Source organism: Vibrio sp. B1FIG11 (assembly GCF_905175335.1).
GTDB lineage: Bacteria > Pseudomonadota > Gammaproteobacteria > Enterobacterales > Vibrionaceae > Vibrio > Vibrio campbellii.
In genome coordinates, this window is sequence record NZ_HG992752.1 from 684716 (window position 1) to 705596 (window position 20881).

At 44.8% G+C, this 20881-nt stretch carries 21 protein-coding genes; 13 read left to right on the plus strand and 8 right to left on the minus strand.

Features of this window, described 5'->3' with window-relative positions; all coding sequences use genetic code 11:
• Positions 1-336: 336 nt before the first annotated feature.
• Together KHO06_RS19935 and KHO06_RS19940 are read left to right on the plus strand one after the other, a co-directional pair.
• Positions 337-2973, plus strand: a complete 2637-nt coding sequence (locus KHO06_RS19935) for an ATP-binding protein (protein WP_212583224.1) — start codon at positions 337-339, stop codon at positions 2971-2973.
• Positions 2974-3032: 59 nt separating this feature from the next.
• Positions 3033-4022: a Gfo/Idh/MocA family oxidoreductase gene (locus tag KHO06_RS19940; protein ID WP_212583225.1), complete on the plus strand. Its 990-nt coding sequence runs from the start codon at positions 3033-3035 to the stop codon at positions 4020-4022.
• 93 nt (positions 4023-4115) lie between these two features.
• On the opposite strand, the gene KHO06_RS19945 is transcribed toward KHO06_RS19940, so the two are convergent.
• Together KHO06_RS19945 and KHO06_RS19950 are read right to left on the minus strand one after the other, a co-directional pair.
• Positions 4116-5453, minus strand: a complete 1338-nt coding sequence (locus KHO06_RS19945; protein WP_212583226.1) for an MATE family efflux transporter — start codon at positions 5451-5453, stop codon at positions 4116-4118.
• A gap of 124 nt (positions 5454-5577) precedes the next feature.
• Positions 5578-5892 carry a DUF496 family protein gene (locus KHO06_RS19950; RefSeq protein ID WP_005373603.1) on the minus strand — a complete coding sequence of 105 codons (315 nt, stop codon included), beginning with the start codon at positions 5890-5892 and terminating at the stop codon, positions 5578-5580.
• Between the two features lie 238 nt (positions 5893-6130).
• Here KHO06_RS19950 and KHO06_RS19955 point away from each other — a divergent pair, with 238 nt between their 5' ends.
• The 5 genes from KHO06_RS19955 to luxQ all read left to right on the plus strand — a co-directional run bounded on the left by KHO06_RS19955 (position 6131) and on the right by luxQ (position 11468).
• Positions 6131-6334 (plus strand): hypothetical protein, encoded by a 204-nt coding sequence (locus tag KHO06_RS19955; RefSeq protein ID WP_005433391.1) that lies wholly within the window; start codon positions 6131-6133, stop codon positions 6332-6334.
• Positions 6335-6427: 93 nt separating this feature from the next.
• On the plus strand, positions 6428-7081 hold the full coding sequence (locus KHO06_RS19960; RefSeq protein WP_038889043.1) for a YceH family protein: 654 nt from the start codon (positions 6428-6430) through the stop codon (positions 7079-7081).
• Positions 7078-7392, plus strand: a complete 315-nt coding sequence (locus tag KHO06_RS19965) for a GIY-YIG nuclease family protein (protein ID WP_005433435.1) — start codon at positions 7078-7080, stop codon at positions 7390-7392. Before KHO06_RS19960 ends, KHO06_RS19965 begins: the two co-directional genes overlap by 4 nt.
• Before the next feature lie 399 nt (positions 7393-7791).
• Positions 7792-8889: an autoinducer 2-binding periplasmic protein LuxP gene (locus tag KHO06_RS19970; RefSeq protein ID WP_038889042.1), complete on the plus strand. Its 1098-nt coding sequence runs from the start codon at positions 7792-7794 to the stop codon at positions 8887-8889.
• Positions 8889-11468 (plus strand): quorum-sensing autoinducer 2 sensor kinase/phosphatase LuxQ, encoded by a 2580-nt coding sequence (gene luxQ, locus KHO06_RS19975; protein ID WP_212583227.1) that lies wholly within the window; start codon positions 8889-8891, stop codon positions 11466-11468. Before KHO06_RS19970 ends, luxQ begins: the two co-directional genes overlap by 1 nt.
• Before the next feature lie 112 nt (positions 11469-11580).
• Here luxQ and KHO06_RS19980 read toward each other — a convergent pair whose 3' ends face one another.
• Together KHO06_RS19980 and KHO06_RS19985 are read right to left on the minus strand one after the other, a co-directional pair.
• Positions 11581-12078, minus strand: coding sequence for a flagellar brake domain-containing protein (locus tag KHO06_RS19980; protein WP_212583228.1), 498 nt, complete (start codon positions 12076-12078; stop codon positions 11581-11583).
• Between the two features lie 93 nt (positions 12079-12171).
• Positions 12172-13098 (minus strand): DMT family transporter, encoded by a 927-nt coding sequence (locus KHO06_RS19985; RefSeq protein WP_212583229.1) that lies wholly within the window; start codon positions 13096-13098, stop codon positions 12172-12174.
• A 149-nt stretch (positions 13099-13247) separates the two neighbouring features.
• On the opposite strand from KHO06_RS19985, the gene KHO06_RS19990 reads away from it, so the two are divergent.
• The gene (locus KHO06_RS19990; protein ID WP_005433465.1) at positions 13248-13703 is read left to right on the plus strand and encodes an Lrp/AsnC family transcriptional regulator; all 456 of its coding nucleotides are present in this window, start codon (positions 13248-13250) and stop codon (positions 13701-13703) included.
• Positions 13704-13749: 46 nt separating this feature from the next.
• Positions 13750-14364: a class I SAM-dependent methyltransferase gene (locus tag KHO06_RS19995; RefSeq protein WP_122020748.1), complete on the plus strand. Its 615-nt coding sequence runs from the start codon at positions 13750-13752 to the stop codon at positions 14362-14364.
• Positions 14365-14421: 57 nt separating this feature from the next.
• Here the strand turns inward: KHO06_RS19995 and KHO06_RS26830 are convergent, their stop codons facing one another.
• Positions 14422-14652, minus strand: a complete 231-nt coding sequence (locus tag KHO06_RS26830) for a hypothetical protein (protein WP_077201883.1) — start codon at positions 14650-14652, stop codon at positions 14422-14424.
• A gap of 176 nt (positions 14653-14828) precedes the next feature.
• Complete coding sequence (locus KHO06_RS20000; RefSeq protein ID WP_244858450.1) at positions 14829-15398, minus strand: ATPase; 570 nt, start codon at positions 15396-15398, stop codon at positions 14829-14831.
• 86 nt (positions 15399-15484) lie between these two features.
• Here KHO06_RS20000 and KHO06_RS20005 point away from each other — a divergent pair, with 86 nt between their 5' ends.
• The 4 genes from KHO06_RS20005 (at position 15485) to secF (ending at position 19687) form a co-directional block, all read left to right on the plus strand.
• Positions 15485-16153, plus strand: coding sequence for an SH3 domain-containing protein (locus KHO06_RS20005; protein ID WP_212583230.1), 669 nt, complete (start codon positions 15485-15487; stop codon positions 16151-16153).
• A 144-nt stretch (positions 16154-16297) separates the two neighbouring features.
• On the plus strand, positions 16298-16777 hold the full coding sequence (locus tag KHO06_RS20010) for a hypothetical protein (protein ID WP_212583231.1): 480 nt from the start codon (positions 16298-16300) through the stop codon (positions 16775-16777).
• A gap of 166 nt (positions 16778-16943) precedes the next feature.
• Positions 16944-18782: a protein translocase subunit SecD gene (gene secD / locus KHO06_RS20015; RefSeq protein ID WP_005433497.1), complete on the plus strand. Its 1839-nt coding sequence runs from the start codon at positions 16944-16946 to the stop codon at positions 18780-18782.
• 2 nt (positions 18783-18784) lie between these two features.
• On the plus strand, positions 18785-19687 hold the full coding sequence (secF, locus tag KHO06_RS20020; protein WP_081233994.1) for a protein translocase subunit SecF: 903 nt from the start codon (positions 18785-18787) through the stop codon (positions 19685-19687).
• 98 nt (positions 19688-19785) lie between these two features.
• Here the strand turns inward: secF and KHO06_RS20025 are convergent, their stop codons facing one another.
• A complete protein-coding gene (locus tag KHO06_RS20025) occupies positions 19786-20052 on the minus strand; it encodes a hypothetical protein (protein WP_045382045.1) in 267 nt (88 codons plus the stop codon).
• Positions 20053-20082: 30 nt separating this feature from the next.
• Complete coding sequence (locus KHO06_RS20030; RefSeq protein ID WP_038889034.1) at positions 20083-20703, minus strand: LysE family translocator; 621 nt, start codon at positions 20701-20703, stop codon at positions 20083-20085.
• Between the last annotated feature and the right edge of the window lie 178 nt (positions 20704-20881).

A 20881-nucleotide genomic window follows, 5' to 3' on the forward strand; every position in this document is an offset into this window, starting at 1 on the left:
AAGGTGAACTATGCCTTGAATGATGTGATCTTTGTTGTCTTTACCACTTAAATGGTAAACAACTTTTGCCATTTTAGGAGATATGCCCAAGTCTCTCCTTACAATGAGTTAATTTAACGAAATCTGTTTAAAATTGATGCTGCAAAATTTTGCAAGCTATCACATTTTTGTTTCACATAACTTTGGGTTACATCAGGTCAATGAATAGTGATTTTGGCGTTTTGACCACTTTAGGCGAGTTAAACAGCAAATAAAACACTTCATACAAGTTCATATTTAATCTATGAAAGTAGTCTAGTATTAATTCGAGAGCCTTTTCTTAATACGGGCGAACGGATGATCAAACTTTCTATAAAACTACGTTTAGCTCTACTTGCACTGCTACCTGCGGTGGTGATTGCAGTATTTGCTGTTAATCAGTTCTTTATTAATTCTCAAAGAGTCGTACAACTCAATCAAACGGTTAGTAACATTCAAGGTTTAAAGCTCATTTCTGAAGCATCGCATTTTGTCTATGAGATGGAGAAAGAGCGTCACCAATATGGAGAAGAGCAGCCTTTACCGATTGAAGTGAAAGTGCAACGCGACAAAGCGCTTTCTATTTATGATCAGTTCACTCAAAACAGTCATACGATGGAGTATTCGGATGATTTAAAGCGCGCGATGCTTGACGTAATTTCTGGCGATCTCCGTGACACGGTAGGATCGGGGGATTGGTCATTTCGTTTGTTGCAGGAAATGTCTGAAGCGTTAGTGCAGCACTATCACTTATTTGACAGTGATGAAGCGCACTGGATGCAAGATTTCATCGCCTACCTCGCGCAGCTATCGTATTGGACACAAAAAGAAGCCTGGTTAACGTATCGGTTAGTGTTACAACCTAATAGTGTGCCGAATCAGAATATGTTCTTTCAGGCGATAGAGCGTCAACAGCAAAGCTTAGAAGGCTTTATAAAGCTAGGTGCGTCAGACGAACAGGTCGAAAAGCTGCTCAGTTTATACACTTCTCCCCGTTATTTATCGAGCATCGAAGCCCGGGGGCGTTTGCTAGCAGGAGAGATGTCTCAATCGGATTATGTAGGCTACTTGAGAGACCTTGATCACCGTGTTCAGCGTTTGCATGTAATGACTGCGGGATTCACTCAGGAAGTCGAGCACGCGCTCCTCGTTCAAGTCAGTTCTCAAAAACAAAGTATCATGCTGATGACATCGGCGGTGATGGTTATCATTGTACTACTGTGTTGGCTGGGGTTTGGTACTTGGTATCGAGTGCACAGCAAATTGGACTCCATTATTCACTCTCTCAACACCTTGATTCATGAGCATGTGAAAGGGGAGAAGGTGGTGGTTGATGGCAACGATGAGTTCACGATCTTTGCGGAACAAGTCAATCGAATGATGGAAGAGCAAAACCGCCAAACAGAAGAGATTTTGCAAACCAAAGAATCGGCCATTTCTGCAAACCGAGCAAAATCCGTTTTTCTTGCCAGTATGTCTCACGAAATTCGCACGCCTCTAAACGGCATCATTGGAATGACTGAGATCTTGTCGCAAAGTGATCTATCGGATCATCAGAAAGAAGTCTTGAGTGACATTGATACGTCGTCGCACACACTACTTACTTTGCTCAACGACATTTTGGATTTATCTAAAATTGAATCGGGCCACTTGCAATTGTCTTTAATCGACACTGATATTCGTGAAGTCGTTTATCAATCTGTGATTTTATTCCAATCCAAAGCGACGTCCAAGCGGCTGGAACTCAACATCAATTTAGACGAACGTATTCCTACTCGGATTAAAGTTGACGACCATCGCATCAAACAGATCATCATGAACTTGGTTTCTAATGCAGTGAAGTTTACTGAGCAGGGCAGCATTAATATCGACGTTAATTACCAAGAATCTACCACACAAAAGAGCGTATTTTTGACCTTCCGAGTGTCCGATACTGGTGTGGGGATAGAGCAGGACAAACTGGACACCATCTTTGAGCCTTTCACCCAAGAAGACGAAGGCATTTCGCGTCAATTTGGCGGGACGGGATTAGGGCTGGCGATTTGTCGACAATTGGTCGCCATGATGGGTGGACAGCTAACTGCTTCGTCTTCCAAAGGAATAGGGACCAGTTTCGAGTTCTCAATTGAAGTGGAAGCGCTACCAAGCGTCGGTTGGCATTCCGAAACCATTCGCAGTGGTCTTCTTATTGGTGACAAATGCGCATATTCCGCACAAATTGTTAAAGAATGCCGCCTTGCCAGTATACAGCTCTCCGAGGTAGAAACTATTGACGCACTCGCTGAATCCTCATGGGACGCTGATGTCATCTTTTATTGTCATGATGGTAAAGCTGAGTTAACTCCGATAGTGGATGAACTGGAAAACCATGTTGATGTAAGCCGAGTGATAATTTGTCAGCATCACTTGGCAACCACGTATACCAACTCAGAACGCATTCACGCGGTACTGACATTGCCTTTTCTCGGTAATCGCTTTAGGCACGCCATTGATGAGCTTGCGCAGGTTGAGCAGAATACTAAAAGTTACAATGTCACGAAGTCAGCAATGGTCCACAATATCAACCAGTCTCGTACACATCGTCGAATTTTGATTGCGGAAGATAATTTGATGAATCAAAAGATCGCCAGCTTCTTCTTGGATAAAGCTGGCTACGATTACTTGATTGCCAGTAACGGGCAAGAAGCCTTAGAAGCCATCACGAAAGGGGAACAGTTCGATGCCATTCTTATGGATTGCATGATGCCAGTAATGGATGGTTTGACCGCAACAAAAGAAATTCGCCGTTGGGAGAAAGAAGTTGGGAGTGGGAAGACCACCATTATTGCTTTGACAGCGAGTGTGCTTGAAGAAGACATTCAGAACTGCTTTGCCGCGGGAATGGATGCTTACTTACCGAAACCTTACAAATCGAATCAACTGTTTGAGTTGTTTAATGAACTAAAGCTTGCTTAAATCGTGTCTGCGAGCCGGACTCCTTACGGCTTCCAGAACGATAAAGAAAAGGAAGTAATATGTTCAAACTTGCTGTGATCGGGACGAACTGGATCTCTCAACAATTTGTTGAAGCGGCGATTCAGACCAAAGAGTTTTGTCTTCACGCCGTCTACTCTCGTGATGTAGAGAAAGCACGCGAATTTGGCTCACCTTACAACGCAGAAGCTTATTACGATAACCTCGATGCTTTAGGGGCGGATGAAAGCGTTGATGCAGTATACATCGCGAGCCCAAACTCATTTCATGCGCCTCAGGCAGTGCAGATGCTCAAAGCGGGCAAGCACGTGATCTGTGAAAAGCCGATGGCATCAAATTATTCTCTTGCTCAAGCAATGTTTAAAACGGCTGAAGAAAATAATGTCGTGTTGTTTGAAGCCTTCATGTCACCATACACTCCGAATTTCAAAGTATTAAAAGACAGTCTACCGACGATCGCGCCTCTTCGTCATGCTACGATCAGTTACTGTCAGTACTCTTCTCGCTATCAGAAATATCTAAATGGTGAGAATCCAAACACTTTCAATCCTGAGTTTTCCAACGGCTCCATCATGGACATTGGTTACTACTGCGTTGGTTCTGCCGTTGAGTTGTTTGGTGAGCCGAATAGTGTACAAGCGAGTGCGCATATTTTGTCTTCTGGCGTTGATGGTTGTGGCAGCGTGACCTTGGCTTATGACGGCTTTAATGTGAACCTATTGCACTCGAAGGTGAGTGATTCACTCATCCCAAGTGAATTCCAAGGTGAACAGGGTAGTCTGCTGGTGGATATGATTGCTACAGGGCGTGGTGTTGAGCGCATTTTGCGTGGTGAGGACAAAGAAGTACTCACGTTACCTCAAGAAGAGAACCACATGTACTATGAAGCGCAGGCATTTGCTAAGCAACTGAAGCTGGGGTCGATTGCGCCTCAAATGAAGCAACGCTCATTGACGGTCGCTAAAGTGCTGACTGAGGTAAGAAGACAAACAGGCGTTGTATTTCCTGCAGATAAAGTTGCACTAAACTAGGTGCTTGCTTTTCTGAAGCTTTAAAACAGCATCATGCTAAATGGTCTAAAGAACAAAGCCCTCATCGTGAGGGCTTTGTTTTATTTGGCTCTCTTAAGCCGCAGCTTCAGTAGAAACGAGCTTATGAATGGTTTTACGGTATGTTAAATAAGCAGCGATACCTGCCATGAGGTTACCTAGGCAAGCGCCAATAAGCAGCCCTTTAATGCCTCCCATTTGCGCGCCAACCCAAAGGCTCGGAAGGAAGAACAAAAACAGTCGTAGTGCGGAGATGGTTAGCGCTGTGTACGACTTACCTAAAGCATTGCAGATCGACACCATCAACATACACACGCCCAGCGAGCCTAAGCTGATAGGCACAATCATCAAATGCATTTCAAGCACGCTGGTCACTTCAGCATCACTGGTCATAAGCAGAGCAAGTGGATCTGCAGCGACAAAGGTGATGATGGCGATTAGAAGCTGGAAGCCAAGAACAAATTTCACCGCGATAGAAATCAGCGATTGAATGTCAGCGTAGTTTTTCGCACCCAGTAATCGGCCCACCATTGGCGGCATAGACATGGTTAATGCCAATACCGAAACGATGGCAAAGAATTCGTAGCGAGACCCTAAAGCCCAAGAAGCGACGGCTGCGGTACCAAATCCCGCAAGTAGCTTAGTTGCCAACATCGAAGAAAGTGGTGGCAACAGTTGGCTGATCATCGCTGGCCCCATGATATTGCCGATGGATGTAACGCTCTTAACCACATTCAAATCGTGCCATTCGAAGCTAGCCCAATGGTTCCTCTGAACGCGAGGAGCCACTACTAGAATACCGAAGCCAAAAGCAATCACTGTCGCAATAGCGGCACCGTTGATACCGAGGTCGAAAGTGAAGATAAACAGTGGGTCGAGCACTAAGTTCACACCACTGGTGACCATCATCATGGTGCCTGGCAGCATGGTGTTGCCATTGGCTCGGCAGATACTGTAGTAGAAATACAGTACCGCACCTACCCATGAACTCAATAGCCACCAAGGCCAATAGCTATCGATGATGGGCATAACTGAATCTGGTGCGCTCAATAGAGAGAGGATAGGGTAGCGCAGCAGCCAAATAAGCAGGCCAAAGACCGCAACACCAACTGAGCCAATCATGAGCACTAGGCCTCCCAGCTGCTTAGCATAGCGAGCATTGTTGGCGCCGAGTGCTTTTGAGATGACCGCTGTGGTCGCGATGCCTAAGCCAACTTGAATACCAATCACCACCATTTGAAGGGGAAGAGTGAAACCCTGTGCTGCAAGGGGAAGGACACCAAGTTGGCCAATGAACGCACTATCAACCAATTGGAAGCTCATTAATGACAGAACGCCAAACAGCATTGGCCAAGTCATCGTAAAGAGTTGTTTCGCTAACGTCGGTTGGGCATTAGAAGAAGTAGAAGACATACAAAATATGGGTGTTTTTGGAACGGAAATTGTTTTTATTGTACACACTGTACAACAAAGAGACAAAAAGAAACCCCGAGCAAGGCGTGCTTGCTCGGGGTTGAATACGGCAACTAAGTCGGCTTTATTTTTTACCGCTAGTTTGCTTGTCTTCTTCTGTTAGCTCACGGATACGACGACTGATGTCACGGCGTGCTTTAGAGATTTCTGCACTCTTGATGATGTGATCGTCAACGCGGTCTTCGTAGTCAGCTTTCATGTTTTTGATGATTGCAACGATCTCGTCGTGAGTCATTTCTGGCTTGATGTAGTCTAGTAGGTTTTCTAGTAGGTCTACACGTTTACGGTTGTCACGAACTTTTTTCTCGTTATCAAGCAGCTCACGTTTTAGTTTGTTTTTACGACGAGCTTGGTTCACGATTTCAAATACGCTACTCATGGTTCCCTTTCCTAATTTGTGAATATCTGACTCGATTAAAGCACAACATCTCGTGGCATAACAGTCTTTAGATCAAACGCGCGGCAGGGTTGAACATTTATCCACCAATTTTGATGTGGTATTAACAATCGCGCGTTAAAAGCGTGAATGTTGCTCACTTGAACGCAGGGACTCGTTGTCATGCTGGGGCCTTCGCTATATTATCGATAGCATTCAAGATAAAGATATGAAGCTCGAAATGAACTCTGGAACTATTGCGGAGCAAGTCGAAAACCAAGATGTCGAATCCCATGACGACTCTATGGCAACGAAGCTCAAAGCCGCATATGTGGCGGCGAGGACGCAACTCGAAATCACCGAAGTTGAACTGAACCGTTCAAAGATAATGATGATTGATGAGAATGGGAAGATGACCAAAGTGTCGATTCTCTCAGAGCATTAAGACCTAACCCGATTCGCAAAGGGTGTCAGGTCCATGCGCTATGCTTTAGCCTGATACCCAAATTCAAATGCAACAATAATAAGGAAATGCATTATGAAAGTTGAGCTAACGGCAATTGAAGCACGAGTAATTGGCTGCTTAATCGAAAAAGAAGTGACCACCCCCGACCAATATCCTCTCAGCCTTAACGCATTGACTAACGCATGCAACCAAAAGAGCAATCGTGAGCCAGTAATGTCGCTATCCGAAGCTGACGTACTGGACGCGGTTGATGCGTTGATCGAACGCCGTTTAGTGAGCGACGAAAGTGGCTTCAACAGTCGCGTGAGCAAGTACCAACATCGATTCTGCAATACCGAGTTTGGCGATCTAAAACTAACGGAACAAGAGAAAGGCATCGTGTGCTGCATGTTGCTTCGTGGTGCACAAACGCCAGGTGAGATTCGCACTCGCACAAACCGTCTTGCGACTTTCAACGATGTTAAAGAAGTTGAAAATGTACTTGAGCACCTTGCTAATGATGAAAAGGGCCCATTAGTCGTGAAGCTACCTCGCGAAGCCGGTAAGCGTGAATCTCGATACATGCATTTGTTCTGCGGTGAAGTGGATGTCAGTGAGCTTGCGGTAGCAACGACGGCCCCTTCTTCTGCGGGCTCTGAACGTATTACACAGCTTGAGCAAGAAGTCGCAGAGTTACGTGAAGAGCTTGCCGCTTTGAAAGAGCAGGTTGAATCTTTGCTTTCATGAGTGATACTGCCGAGCAACGTTGGAGTGTTTATCTGATTCGTAACAACCGCAATGCTTTGTATTGCGGGGTAACAAATGACGTGGAAAGGCGTTTTAATCAACACCAAAGTGGTAAAGGCGCGAAAGCACTAAAAGGAAAAGGGCCGCTTGTACTTGAGTGGTCCTGTGCTTTTGAAAACAAAAGCATGGCTATGAAAGCGGAATACTTCATCAAACAGTTAACTAAAACTAAAAAAGAGTTACTGGTGCAAGAAAGTGCGGCGATTCAAGTTGGTGAAGACCAATCACTCGTTTTTTACTCGCGTAAATGAGTTGGGGCACGCCAATTCGTTTATTGGTAAGGCTTAGGTGTAATAGTCATAAGTGCAATGTATTGCCAGCCAAATATAGAGGTATCGGCAGTCAAAAAGTGCAAACTTGAGCGACTCGTTCCGTATTTTTTCCTCGAATGAATACCCAAAATGACAAAAAATAAACCGCCTTTAAATGGCGGTTTATTTTTGACGCGTGTGGGCGAATTATTAATAGTTGTGGGTATCATTTCGAGCAGTTGTACCACATAATACGTTGATGCCCGTTCGGCTTTGTATCAAGAAAATTTATATAGAAACGGGCAATTTATGGAAGATGAATTGATTAGGGTAAAGGATGACTCGGCTAGGCAAAAATAAGAGCAGATCCATGCTCGATAAAAACTAAAAGAGCAATAGATGAAGAAAGCGTTACTATTTTCCCTGATTTCTATGGTCGGTTTTTCTCCAGCGTCTCAAGCAACACAAGTTTTGAATGGGTACTGGGGTTATCAAGAGTTTTTGGACGAATTTCCCGAGCAACGAAATCTCACCAATGCTTTATCAGAAGCAGTACGAGAACAGCCGGTCCCACTGTCTAAACCGACAAAACGTCCGCTTAAAATATCAGTGGTTTACCCAGGGCAGCAAGTTTCAGATTACTGGGTAAGAAATATTGCAGCATTCGAAAAACGTTTGGATAAGTTGAATATTAACTACCAACTGAACCAAGTGTTTACTCGTCCAAATGCTGATATCAAGCAACAAAGCTTGTCACTAATGGAAGCGCTCAAGAGTAAATCGGATTACTTGATTTTCACGCTTGATACGACAAGACACCGTAAATTTGTTGAGCACGTTTTGGACTCAACGAACACCAAATTGATCTTGCAAAATATCACTACACCAGTCCGTGAGTGGGACAAACATCAACCGTTTTTATATGTCGGATTTGACCACGCAGAAGGCAGTCGTGAATTAGCAACAGAATTCGGAAAGTTCTTCCCAAAACACACATATTACAGTGTGCTCTACTTTTCTGAAGGTTATATTAGCGATGTGAGAGGTGATACTTTTATTCACCAAGTAAACCGTGATAATAACTTTGAGCTACAATCAGCGTATTACACGAAGGCAACCAAGCAATCCGGCTATGATGCTGCGAAAGCGAGTTTAGCAAAACACCCAGATGTTGATTTTATCTATGCATGTTCGACCGACGTAGCATTGGGTGCAGTAGACGCACTGGCTGAGTTGGGACGTGAAGATATTATGATCAATGGCTGGGGTGGAGGCTCTGCTGAGTTAGACGCTATCCAGAAGGGTGATTTAGACATCACCGTCATGCGTATGAATGATGACACTGGCATAGCCATGGCAGAAGCGATTAAGTGGGACTTGGAAGATAAACCAGTTCCGACCGTATACTCAGGTGACTTTGAAATCGTAACAAAGGCAGATTCACCGGAGAGAATCGAAGCGCTGAAAAAGCGCGCATTTAGATATTCAGATAATTGATGATAACAACGCGATCAAACATTAAAAAGCGTCGCTCGCTGGCGACGCTCATAACAAAGATCATCATTTTAGTTCTTGCCCCAATTATTCTGGGGATTTTCATTCAGAGCTATTACTTCTCCAAGCAAATCATTTGGCAAGAAGTAGACCGGACCAAACAGCAAACCTCTGCACTGATCCACAATATATTTGATAGCCACTTTGCGGCGATCCAAATACATCATGACAGTAATTCCAAGAGCGAGGTCATTCGTGATTTTTACGCTGATCGCGACACGGATGCGCTCAACTTTTTCTTCCTCAGTATCGACCAAAGCGATCCGTCGCACACACCAGAATTCCGTTTTCTAACGGACCACAAAGGCATCATTTGGGACGATGGAAATGCGCATTTCTACGGCGTAAACGACCTTATCCTTGATAGCCTTGCCAATCGGGTCAGTTTCAGTAACAACTGGTATTACATTAATGTCATGACCTCTATTGGTTCTAGACATATGCTCGTGCGCCGTGTGCCGATCCTAGACCCGTCAACAGGAGAGGTGCTTGGTTTCTCATTTAATGCCGTCGTCTTAGACAACAACTTCGCTTTGATGGAAAAGCTCAAGAGTGAAAGTAACGTCGACAATGTGGTGCTGGTCGCTAATAGTGTGCCTTTAGCAAACTCTTTGATTGGTGATGAGCCTTATAACGTTGCTGATGTACTGCAGCGTAAAAGCTCAGACAAAAGACTCGATAAGCTGTTGGTAATAGAAACGCCAATTGTGGTAAATGCAGTGACTACCGAGCTTTGCTTGTTAACGGTACAAGACAATCAGAGTGTGGTGACATTACAAATCCAACATATTCTAGCCATGCTTGCATCGATCATCGGAATGATCATGATTGCCTTAATGAGTAGGGAATGGATTGAGAGTAAAGTTTCGGCGCAGTTAGAATCTTTGATGTCTTACACCCGCTCTGCTCGTGAGGAAAAAGGGTTTGAACGATTTGGCGGTTCGGATATTGAAGAGTTTGATCACATCGGTTCAACCCTTGAAAGTACATTCGAAGAGCTTGAAGCGCAGAAGAAGTCGTTCCGAGATCTGTTTAATTTTGCCTTATCACCCATCATGGTTTGGTCTGAAGAGAGTGTCCTGATTCAGATGAACCCTGCCGCGCGCAAAGAATTAGTGATCGAAGACGATCATGAAATCATGCATCCGGTCTTCCAAGGCTTTAAAGAGAAATTGACCCCACACCTTAAAATGGCGGCTCAAGGTGCGACGCTGACTGGGGTGAACGTGCCTATTGGTAATAAGATCTACCGATGGAATTTGTCGCCAATTCGTGTTGATGGGGATATCAGTGGCATTATTGTGCAAGGCCAAGACATTACAACACTCATCGAAGCCGAGAAGCAGAGTAACATTGCGCGTAGGGAAGCGGAAAAATCGGCGCAAGCGCGTGCAGACTTCCTTGCTAAAATGAGCCATGAAATTCGTACGCCAATCAACGGCATTTTAGGTGTCGCACAATTATTGAAAGATTCTGTCGATACACAAGAGCAGAAGAATCAAATCGACGTCCTGTGCCACAGTGGCGAGCACTTGCTTGCAGTACTGAACGATATTCTCGATTTTTCAAAGATAGAGCAGGGCAAGTTTAATATTCAGAAACACCCATTCTCTTTCACCGATACCATGCGTACACTGGAAAATATTTATCGTCCGATTTGCACAAATAAGGGGGTGGAGTTGGTCATCGAGAATGAGCTTGACCCGAATGTTGAAATCTTCACCGATCAAGTCCGCCTGAATCAGATTCTATTTAACTTGGTGAGCAATGCCGTCAAGTTCACGCCGACTGGCTCGATTCGACTGCACGCAGAACTGGAACAATTCTATGGTGCGGAGAACAGCGTGTTAGTTGTGGAACTGACTGATACTGGCATCGGTATTGAAAGCGATAAGCTCGACCAAATGTTCGAACCTTTTGTGCAAGAAGAAGCGACAACCACTCGCGAATATGGCGGTAGCGGCCTAGGTTTGACCATCGTTAAGAACCTAGTCGATATGTTAGAAGGTGATGTTCAGGTCCGCAGTAGCAAGGGGGTGGGAACAACATTTGTCATAACACTTCCAGTAAAAGATCGTGAGCGTGTCTTAAGGCCTCTGGAGGTCAGTCAACGTATCAAGCCGGAAGCTTTGTTTGATGAAAGTTTAAAAGTGCTACTGGTGGAAGATAACCATACCAATGCGTTTATCCTTCAGGCTTTCTGCAAGAAGTATAAAATGCAGGTGGATTGGGCGAAGGATGGGTTGGAAGCGATGGAGCTCCTCTCTGATACCACTTACGATCTGATCCTCATGGATAATCAATTGCCTCACCTTGGTGGTATAGAGACAACGCACGAGATTCGCCAGAACTTGAGGCTTGGAACGCCAATTTACGCGTGTACAGCAGACACCGCGAAAGAAACCAGTGATGCGTTTATGGCGGCAGGTGCAAACTATGTCATGCTGAAGCCAATTAAAGAGAATGCGTTACATGAGGCGTTTGTCGATTTCAAACAACGTTTCTTGGTAGAAAGAACCTAACGGTTAAATGGCAGTGATAAGTTAGAGCCTGAAGTTAAATAATAAAAGTGAAGAAGGGAGCGCAATGCTCCCTTTTTATTTTGTGCAAACTCATGCCTATTAAGGCTTATTGCTAAATCGTGCTAGCCGAGAAGGAGTGCTCCCAGAGCTCGTTCTTGAGATCGTCGGTCATGTTGAGCGGTTCAGCGAACTTTACGCCGACAATCCAACCTTTTTGAAGCTTTTTGATATTGGCCACAGAGCAGCGGTTTTCCGCATCGATATGCCCTCTTACTGGCTTCGTAGCAAAAGTGGCTGGAATCCTCACAAACAGCAGTGGGGAAGGGCGCAGCAAGTTCATCAATACACTGGTTTTAAACGCAACAACGTGCCCGAGGTCGGTATCGGACACTCCGCGAATAACAACGTCCACATTGTTGAGCTTTCTTAGTGCTTGCTCTTCGAGTAAGCGAGTGGGTATATCGAGAATAATATACGCGTTTTCTTTTAAACCCAGATACGTTGCAGCATAAATGTACTTTTCTTCCGGACCAAACTCGAAGTTAATCGAGACTCGCATTCCGGTTTTTAGGAACTTATGCAGTTCATCATTAGTGTGAGTTGAAGGCATAACTTCTGACGTTTTAAATTCTTATCGCAGTAGGTTATCAAATCGCTGTTTTTGCTTTCAATAGGCGAGATGAAAAGTTATGCATTTTTGTTCTTATCTGTGAACAGGGGGCCGATAATTTTGGCTAGGATCTTGTTTCATTAAGACATTACTCGCGATGATACTGCCACAGGTGACAAGCAGCAACGCACACCAAGTGAGTGTATCAGGTTGTTCGTTAAAGACTGGAATCGCTAATAAAGTTGCCAATACGGGCGTTAATGACCCAAATGCAGCACTGGCTTCCGCTCCTATCGTTCTAACGGCATAAAGAAAGGTGAAAGAGGCAATCAGACCAGCGCCAACCCCTTGCAGCATTAGGTGACCAACTAATTCATTCCATGGCCATTGCTTGATAGGCGTTGTCGCAAGGTAGCTATCAAGCCAACCAAACCCCACGGCGATAACGAGCATGGCAAAAGAAATGACCGATACAAAACCTGCGCAAACATAGGCGTTTAAGTTCGCCACGCGCGCACTAATCGTAAAGATTGCCCACATCAGGCTGCCAACCAAAAATAAGCTGTGTCCCTTAAGTTGTAGCCAGTTGTATTCGGCCCCTAAGTTGGACAATAAAAACACCAGAATGCCAAGTAATACGGCTGATAAGCCAATAATGCGATGTTGACTCAATGGTTGCTGATAACACAAGACAGCGATAGCAGAGACAAATAGCGGTAACGTCCCTGGAATTAAAGCACTGCCATGAGAAACAGGCGCATAGTGCATCGCAGTACCTGCAATCAGAAGATAAGGCAGCCCACTGCCTGCAATGATGCCGAGCAAATACTTACTTGGCACCACGCGTATTTTGTTCATGGACTTGAGCACAAATGGCAGTAATACCACGGCAGGAATAAGAAAGCGTGCTAAAGCAATGTCTGCAGGCTGAAGATCGGATATCGCGCCTCCGCGCAGAGAGAGAAAAAAACCTGACCAAAGAAAAAGCGTTGTAATGATTGCAGCGTATCCAAGTGCCATAAGGCATTCCGAGTGTTTGTAAATGATGTGTTAATTATTGAATGAAAGTGACGCTCAATGGTGGCAAAATATGACCGAATAAAACTTAAACTTAGTGAATTTCATCTTGGTATGGATAATATGTGGTGAAATTTGGCAAGGAAGGCGGAATGGATAAAATTGATCGACTGTTATTGGATTTGATACAACAAGACGCGACGATGACAACCAGTGAGCTCGCGGATAAGGTGGGGCTTTCTGCTTCTCCCTGTGCGAGAAGGATCAAACGCCTCGAACAAGAAGGGGTGATCAGTGGCTATCGAGCGATGATTTCTCGGGAGCGAGCTGGAATCGCAATGACGGTGTTTGTCGAAGTTAGCCTCAATAATCATCAGGCAATATCGATTGATGACTTTGAGCAAGCGATCAGCGATATGGAAGAAGTCATTTCATGCCATGTTGTTTCCGGAGCGTATGACTATCTGCTAGAAGTTGTGAGCAAAGATCTCACGGGTTACGAAGCCTTCACGCGCAAGTTGCAAAGGCTTGAAAACGTCAAAGACATCCATACTCATCTGGCCATCCGCCAAGTTAAAGGCAACGGTAACCTACCGGTTTACTCATAACTACGACGGTTTACAGATCACTCTTACGCTCAGGTAGCAAGGCATTATGAAATGGCTCGATAGATTACGCATCGCTCATTACCACCGAAAAAGACACAAGCAGTTCGGTGCCGACAAAGCTCGAACCTTAGGTTGGCAAGACACCTTTAGCCAAATCACGCGCTTTGAAGCTCTTTGTCGTGACTTGCATTTGGACGGAGCGAGCATTCTTGACGTTGGCTGTGGCTACGGAGATTTGCTGGCGTTCATTGAACAAGCAGGGCATCGACCGAGCTTTTATGTTGGTATCGATCAGCAGAGGCGGTTTATTGCTGATTCACGCAGACGTCTCTTCCAAACAGAAAATCAGTTTATGCGTGGTGACTTTTCTAAACTTATCTTGCCTAGAGTAGACTATGTGGTTGCGTCAGGCTCGCTGAACTACCAATCAACGAACCCGAACCATACGGTCGAGATGATTGACAAAATGTATCATGCGGCAAATTTGGCTTGTGCTTTTAACTTGTTGGATGAGGCTAAATTGCCAAGTATGAGGATGTTGGAGTCCCACAACAAAGAGGGAATACTGCGTTATTGTAAGCTGTTGAGTGAGCGGAGTTATCTCATTGAGGGGTATTCCGACCATGATTTCACGGTGGTGATGCCTAAGCTGATCAAATAGCGCGCAATAAAAAACGGAGCCAGTTTCCTGTCTCCGTTTGAAATATTCTTTTAAGCCTTATTGGTATTTGTATTTTGAGATCTCACAGTTACCTGTGTGTCTATCAACCTTAAATGAGAACGCGGCTGAATGGTACTCCCTCCCATCGCTCCAAATTGTCTCTCCGAAGATTTTACATAGGTCCAAATCACTGATTGAACCGAACTCTTTAACGTGCCTAACTACTGACAAAAACTTGGCTTTGGTAGCATTAGGACAATCCCTGTTACTTAATCGATTGATAACCATTGGTTTAGTATCATCTCCAGCCAAATGTGACTTTATATTAAATTTTGTTAATGGGTAAATTACCCAAAAACTGGTCGCAAGTAAAGCATTATTGTGACGTACCTCTCTATAAATTGACCTGTTTGCCTATTAATTGCTCAATTTCATTAACGGGAACAATCCCAATATGAATAGGGTTATTGAGGTACATTTTGAGCGTATTTCAACGCGCTGGCTTCTTTAGCGTACAGCTGCGCTAAACCCAAATATTGTGTTGCTAGTTGCGTATAGTCTTTAGCAAGCTGGGAGGCGTTGATTTGATACCACTCTGCGCTAATTTGATTCGCTTTTTCATCCGAAATCTCACACTTATCGGCGAGTTTTTCCCAGCCGTTGGCCATCCATGTCGATTCTTTGCTGAGTTTTGCTAATGTGTTGGCTTTGTCAGTGAGTTCTCTTTGGTACTGCATTGACGCTTCGAGTTGATTATGGAAAGCGCGTTGGTTGGTTTGCGCGCGCCATAAGAGCGTCAGCTCATGGGGTGAGAAGGTCTGTGAGAGTAACTGTCGTTGCTTGTGCTCGGTTAAGAGTGCATTGAATGTCTCAACATACTGATTGTAGTTGGACTCTAAACGGTTGAATTGGGTAAGATTGTCATTCCAAGATGCGTGATCACACTGAATGCTTGCGTAAGCAGGAAGTGGGAATAGTAGCAATATCCATTTGAACTTATTCATCATTCTCTTCACGTTGGTTAGTTGACGCATCTGTTATGCACCTTCTGTCATTATAGTTACTATGGCGATACTTATTGCTTAAGTAATGCTGTGTAAGGAACAAAAAGGAATAGAACATGAAGAAGGCCCTGATAGCACTGGTTATTCTGCTCTTATTTGGTGGGGCTGGAGCTGGGTATTACTTTTTCTTTATGCAGAAAGAAGAGCCCGTTGCTGAACAAAAGCAAGAACCAGAAAAGCCGAATGAGCCAGCAGAGAAGCCGAAACCAATCATGGACCTAGAGGCTCCTGCACCCGAGATCAAGGAATACTACGTAATAGAGCGACGTATTGATGTTTATAACAAGCCTGAACACCAAGCGTTAGTCGTTGACTCACTGTACAAAGGAGAGAAGGTCTCGGTACTGGAAAAGGTCGATGGCTGGTTCCGATTATCGGATTACATTGTGTATGAAGAGGGTGGGGAAGAAACAGCAGAATGGGTCGATTCAAAAGGGTTGTCTGATGCGGAACCTGTTATCAAAGAACATGAGCGTTTAGAAATTCTAGATGGTTACTTACAAAAATCAGACGATTTAAAAACGCACCTCGATATGTTTCGAAACAAAACCCAGCAGTTACTGGATGACGAGACATGTGACCCAAGTGATTTTGAAGAATTGGGCGGCTGGGTTCGCTCAGTGACATACAAGACGCGTAATGTGTACTTCATCTACTGTGGCGGGCTAGAGCAAGAAAACAAAATCTATTTGGATGTCGATAAAGGCGAAATATTTTACCGATGAATATCGCGTCAGCCCCTATGGCAATTGCTTTCCATGGTTGAAAACAGAGATTTATAACTTTTTAGTTGTTAAGTATAAGCAATAGGAATACTATCACCGAGCTGAGTTGAAGAACTCGGCTCGTTTTGTTTTAAGTGAGCTATCATGCCTTGGATTTACGTTAGAAAACTGCTTTTGTTGCTTCTTGCAATGGCTTTGTCGCCACTGCAGGCGTCGGCTGCACAAGCAGAACAGAAATCCTATTTGCCTCACTTCTCCAAGTTGCAGCCATTTACGGCAACCAGCTCTACATCAAGTTCACCTGTAGATTTTGCGGAATTCACAGAAGAAAGCCCCCAGTCTCCAGTTTCTGAAAGCCATGCTTTCCAAGACTCTCTTGCTATCTTTAATTCTCAACGTTGGACATCGCACCTGCGTGAGAATATCGAAGACGAACACATTGATTTCATTGGCGATTTAAATGCGCCATTTTATGCTGATGCTGGCTACGCTTATAGCCTAATAGACATCAGTTGGCGTCAAAACCAATCTGTATTTAATCACTTCGTTAGCGACCATCGTCTTTCCGGCTGGAAAGAAACCAACGCCATGTATGTCGCGCTTAATAGTCAATTTTCTGCGTAGGCACCATCACTCTGCACATCTTGTGCGTTCTTAACACGATAACTCTTCAACAGGGCCACTAAAGCTCTGGGCATTCTGTACCTGCATATCGTTCAGGTAAGCGTTTTGTCGTGTCTTGAATTTAATTATTTAAAGCTTCACTGCTCAGTGAAGGGATGATGTTTACATGAAGAAAACACCAAAACCACAAAAGAACAGAAAAGTGCTGAATCATTACTCAGCATGGAAATACGTCGTACTTATTACGACCGTTATTATTTTAACCTTGAGCGCGATCCCAACCTGGTTTGGTGAGCAGCCTTCTATTCAGGTCACGTTTGCTGACCAAAGCAACAGTGCGATGTCAGTGGTCCAGCTAGACCAACTGTTGAAAACGCATCATATTCCTGCGTCTAAGATCATTGAGAAAGACGGAAAAACCACCATCGTTTTTGATGGTGAAGACGCGCAAAGTAAAGCACGCGCATTGCTTAACGAGCAGCTAGACAAAGAAGACAGCATTACGTTCTCTTACGTTTCTGTTGCTCCTGAATGGTTGAACGAAATGGGCTTTAGCCCGATCAAACTTGGTCTTGACCTTCGTGGTGGCGTGCAATTCCTACTAAACGTAGACGTGAACAAAGCGTTCGAGGAACAACGTGATGCATTGGTTGATGAGATCAAAGCAAATCTGCGTGAAGAGCGTATTCGCGGTGTTCAAGTTCGTGCAGAGGCGCACAACCACATCGCAGTAAACAGCGAGAACGAAGCGGGTCTCAAAGCGGCAAGCCAATTCATTCGTCAAAACTACCCTGGTTGGACAATGACTGGCTCAGATCGCGGTTTTGAGCTTCAACCAAGTGAACAGAATATCCAAGAATTCCAAACCACAACACTTCAACAAAACTTAAAGATCATGCGTGGTCGTATCGAAGAGCTGGGCATTACAGAAGCATTGGTTCAACGCCAAGGCAAAGAGAGCATCCGTATTGAGCTTCCAGGTGTTCAAGATCCAGCGCAAGCGAAAAATGTTATCGGTGCAACAGCCAGTCTTGCGTTCTATGAAGTAAAAGACGCAGGTCAAGCTCGTAGTAGCCAAGACCTTGTATTGAAAGACAACGACGGTCGTACTGTAATCCTGACTAAGCGCCCAGTACTAACGGGTGAGCACATCGTAAACGCACGTGCTGGCGTCGACAAAATGGGTATGTCAGAAGTAAACATCTCTCTAGACCACGCGGGTGGCAAGAAGATGAGTGACTTCTCTGCAACACACATCGGCAAACCAATGGCGACCGTATACCGCGAGTACAAAACGGACGAACGTGGTATGACAGAGCGTAGTGAGCGCGTCATCAGTGTTGCAACTATCCAGTCTCAACTTGGTAGCCAATTCCGCATCACAGGTGCGGGTAGCATGGATGAAGCACAACAGCTTGCGCTGCTTCTGCGTGCGGGCTCTCTAACAGCGCCAGTGACGATCGTTGAAGAACGTACAATTGGTGCATCTCTAGGTGCAGAAAACATCCAAAACGGTTTTGCTGCTCTAGCACTAGGTATGGGTCTAACCCTGACATTTATGGCGCTTTGGTACCGTCGTCTTGGTTGGGTTGCGAACGTGGCTTTGTGTGCAAACATGCTTTGCTTGCTTGGTCTAATCGCACTGCTTCCTGGTGCCGTGCTAACGCTCCCTGGTATTGCTGGTTTGGTTCTGACTGTCGGTATGGCGGTGGATACCAACGTAATCATCTTCGAACGTATCAAAGACAAAATGCGTGAAGGCCGCAGCTTCGCTCAAGCGATCGACCTCGGTTTTGACAGTGCATTCGCAACCATTCTTGATGCCAACATCACCACCATGATCACTGCTGTGATTCTATACGCGATTGGTAACGGTCCAATCCAAGGCTTCGCGTTAACGCTAGGCTTGGGTCTGATGACCAGTATGTTTACAGGCGTATTCGCTTCTCGTGCAATGATCAATTTAATTTGGGGCCGCGATGGCCGTCGTGATGTGAGGGTTTAATCATGGTCGAAATACTAAAACAAAATATCCGTAAGATTCGTTACTTCACGACTGCTGTATCGGCAGTTCTAACGATTATTGCTCTTGTTGCTCTGGGAATGAAAGGGCTTAACCTAGGTCTAGACTTCACTGGTGGTATGGTTACTGAAGTGAAAGTCGATAAACAATTGACTAACCATGACCTGCTTAACGCACTTCAACCAAAGCTTGGTGAATCAACATCAGTCACGCGTTCAGGTGAAGATGGCCGTTGGGTGATTCGTTACTCTGCTCCTGCAGAAGGGCAAACACTACCGAGCGTAGCAGATGTGCTTAAACCAATCTCACACCAAGTTGATGTGGTAAGTAACAGCATCGTTGGTGCTCAAGTAGGTCAAGATCTGTTTGATCAAGGCGGTTTAGCGCTATTGATTTCAGTACTGACGATTCTTGGTTACTTGTGTTTCCGCTTTGAGTGGCGTTTGGCAAGTGGTTCGCTGTTTGCTCTGGCACACGACGTTATCTTGGTTCTCGGCTTCTTTGCCATCACTCAAATGGAGTTCAACCTAACGGTGTTTGCGGCGATTCTGGCAATTCTTGGCTACTCGTTGAATGACTCGATCATCATCGCAGACCGTATTCGTGAACTGCTGGTGGCTAAGCAAAACTGGAAAACAGAGCAAATCAACGACGAAGCAGTACTGGCGACATTCTCACGTACTATGGTGACGTCAGGTACTACTCTGATCACCGTTGGCGCGCTGTGGATTATGGGCGGCTCAGCTTTGGCTGGCTTCTCGACTGCAATGTTTATCGGCGTACTATCTGGTACGTGGTCATCTATCTCGATTGGTACGGTGCTTCCTGAATGGTTGAAGCTAGAACCAAAACACTACCTACCAGTAGAGATCGACACTGCACCATAATACTTGGTGTGTAAGGTAAAAGTGCTTGCGCCACTCAATTTGAGTGGCGCTTTTCTATCTAGAGAAACGAGAAACGAGAAACGAAGTAGAAGAGGGCGTTATTTTACTCTCATTAGTCGATGTTTGACTGAGCCCAAATCAAACTCAATAACCTGGGAGCGCTTCATTGATTCTACTTTGGTGAGCATGGAATCTTTGTAGCCTTTCTTTTTCATCCACTGTAACGGCTCAGAGAAGCTGTCCTCATTGACCACATAAGACTCTCCTTTGTGTTCACCGGCGTAGACATTTACTACCCATACTCGAGCATGGAAATCCAATACCTCACCGATGGCCTGTTTGATCTTATCTAAAATTTTCTTCATAACTCGGACTTTCTATCGAAAACGCTTTCCTTAACTCATCAACAGCCAAACACCCACACCCATCATCAAGGTGCCAGCAATACGGTTCATCAAGCGGACGTTTTTTGATTGCCCCAGTAAACGCTTCAAGCCTTTGCCACCTGTGGCGTAAAGCGACATACAAATGAACTCGAACATCAGAATAATCGAAACAAGTACGATCAGCTGAGGCGCAAGAGCGGCATTTTGATTGATAAAAGGTGGCAGAAGGGAAATCATAAACGCCCAACCTTTAGGGTTGGCGATTGCGGTGACAAAGCCCTGTAAAACCAAATCCCAGTTGCCACTGGTCGGGACATCAACATTCTCAACGTTGATGGCGAGTTTGCCACGTGAGCGCCACATTTCGATGCCTAAATAGAGAAGGTAGCCACCACCAATTAATTTAAGGGCGGTGAATAACCAAGGATAATTCAGCATTATTGCAGCGATGCCCAATACCGCAGAGACAGACACCAGTGCCACGCCAACCAGTTCACCAGCCATCATCCATAGGGTTCGGCGATACCCAATACTCATTCCTAACGTGAGAGCAAGGGTCATACACATCCCTGGCGTGATCGAAACAAAGAAGAAGGTAGGGATGAACATGGTTAGCAAAGCGGTATTCATGAATATTGATGATTATGTAATTTAGGAGTTAGGGCTCAAAGATAGTGCAAAGTGACGTTCAATGCCACCTTTAAAGAAAATAGTCATGGGTAGCATAGGGCTAACATTCAGCTATTTAATAAAATCTAAATAGCAATTAAATGCGTGCGACATATTAGTGCGCCTTTGCACCAAATAA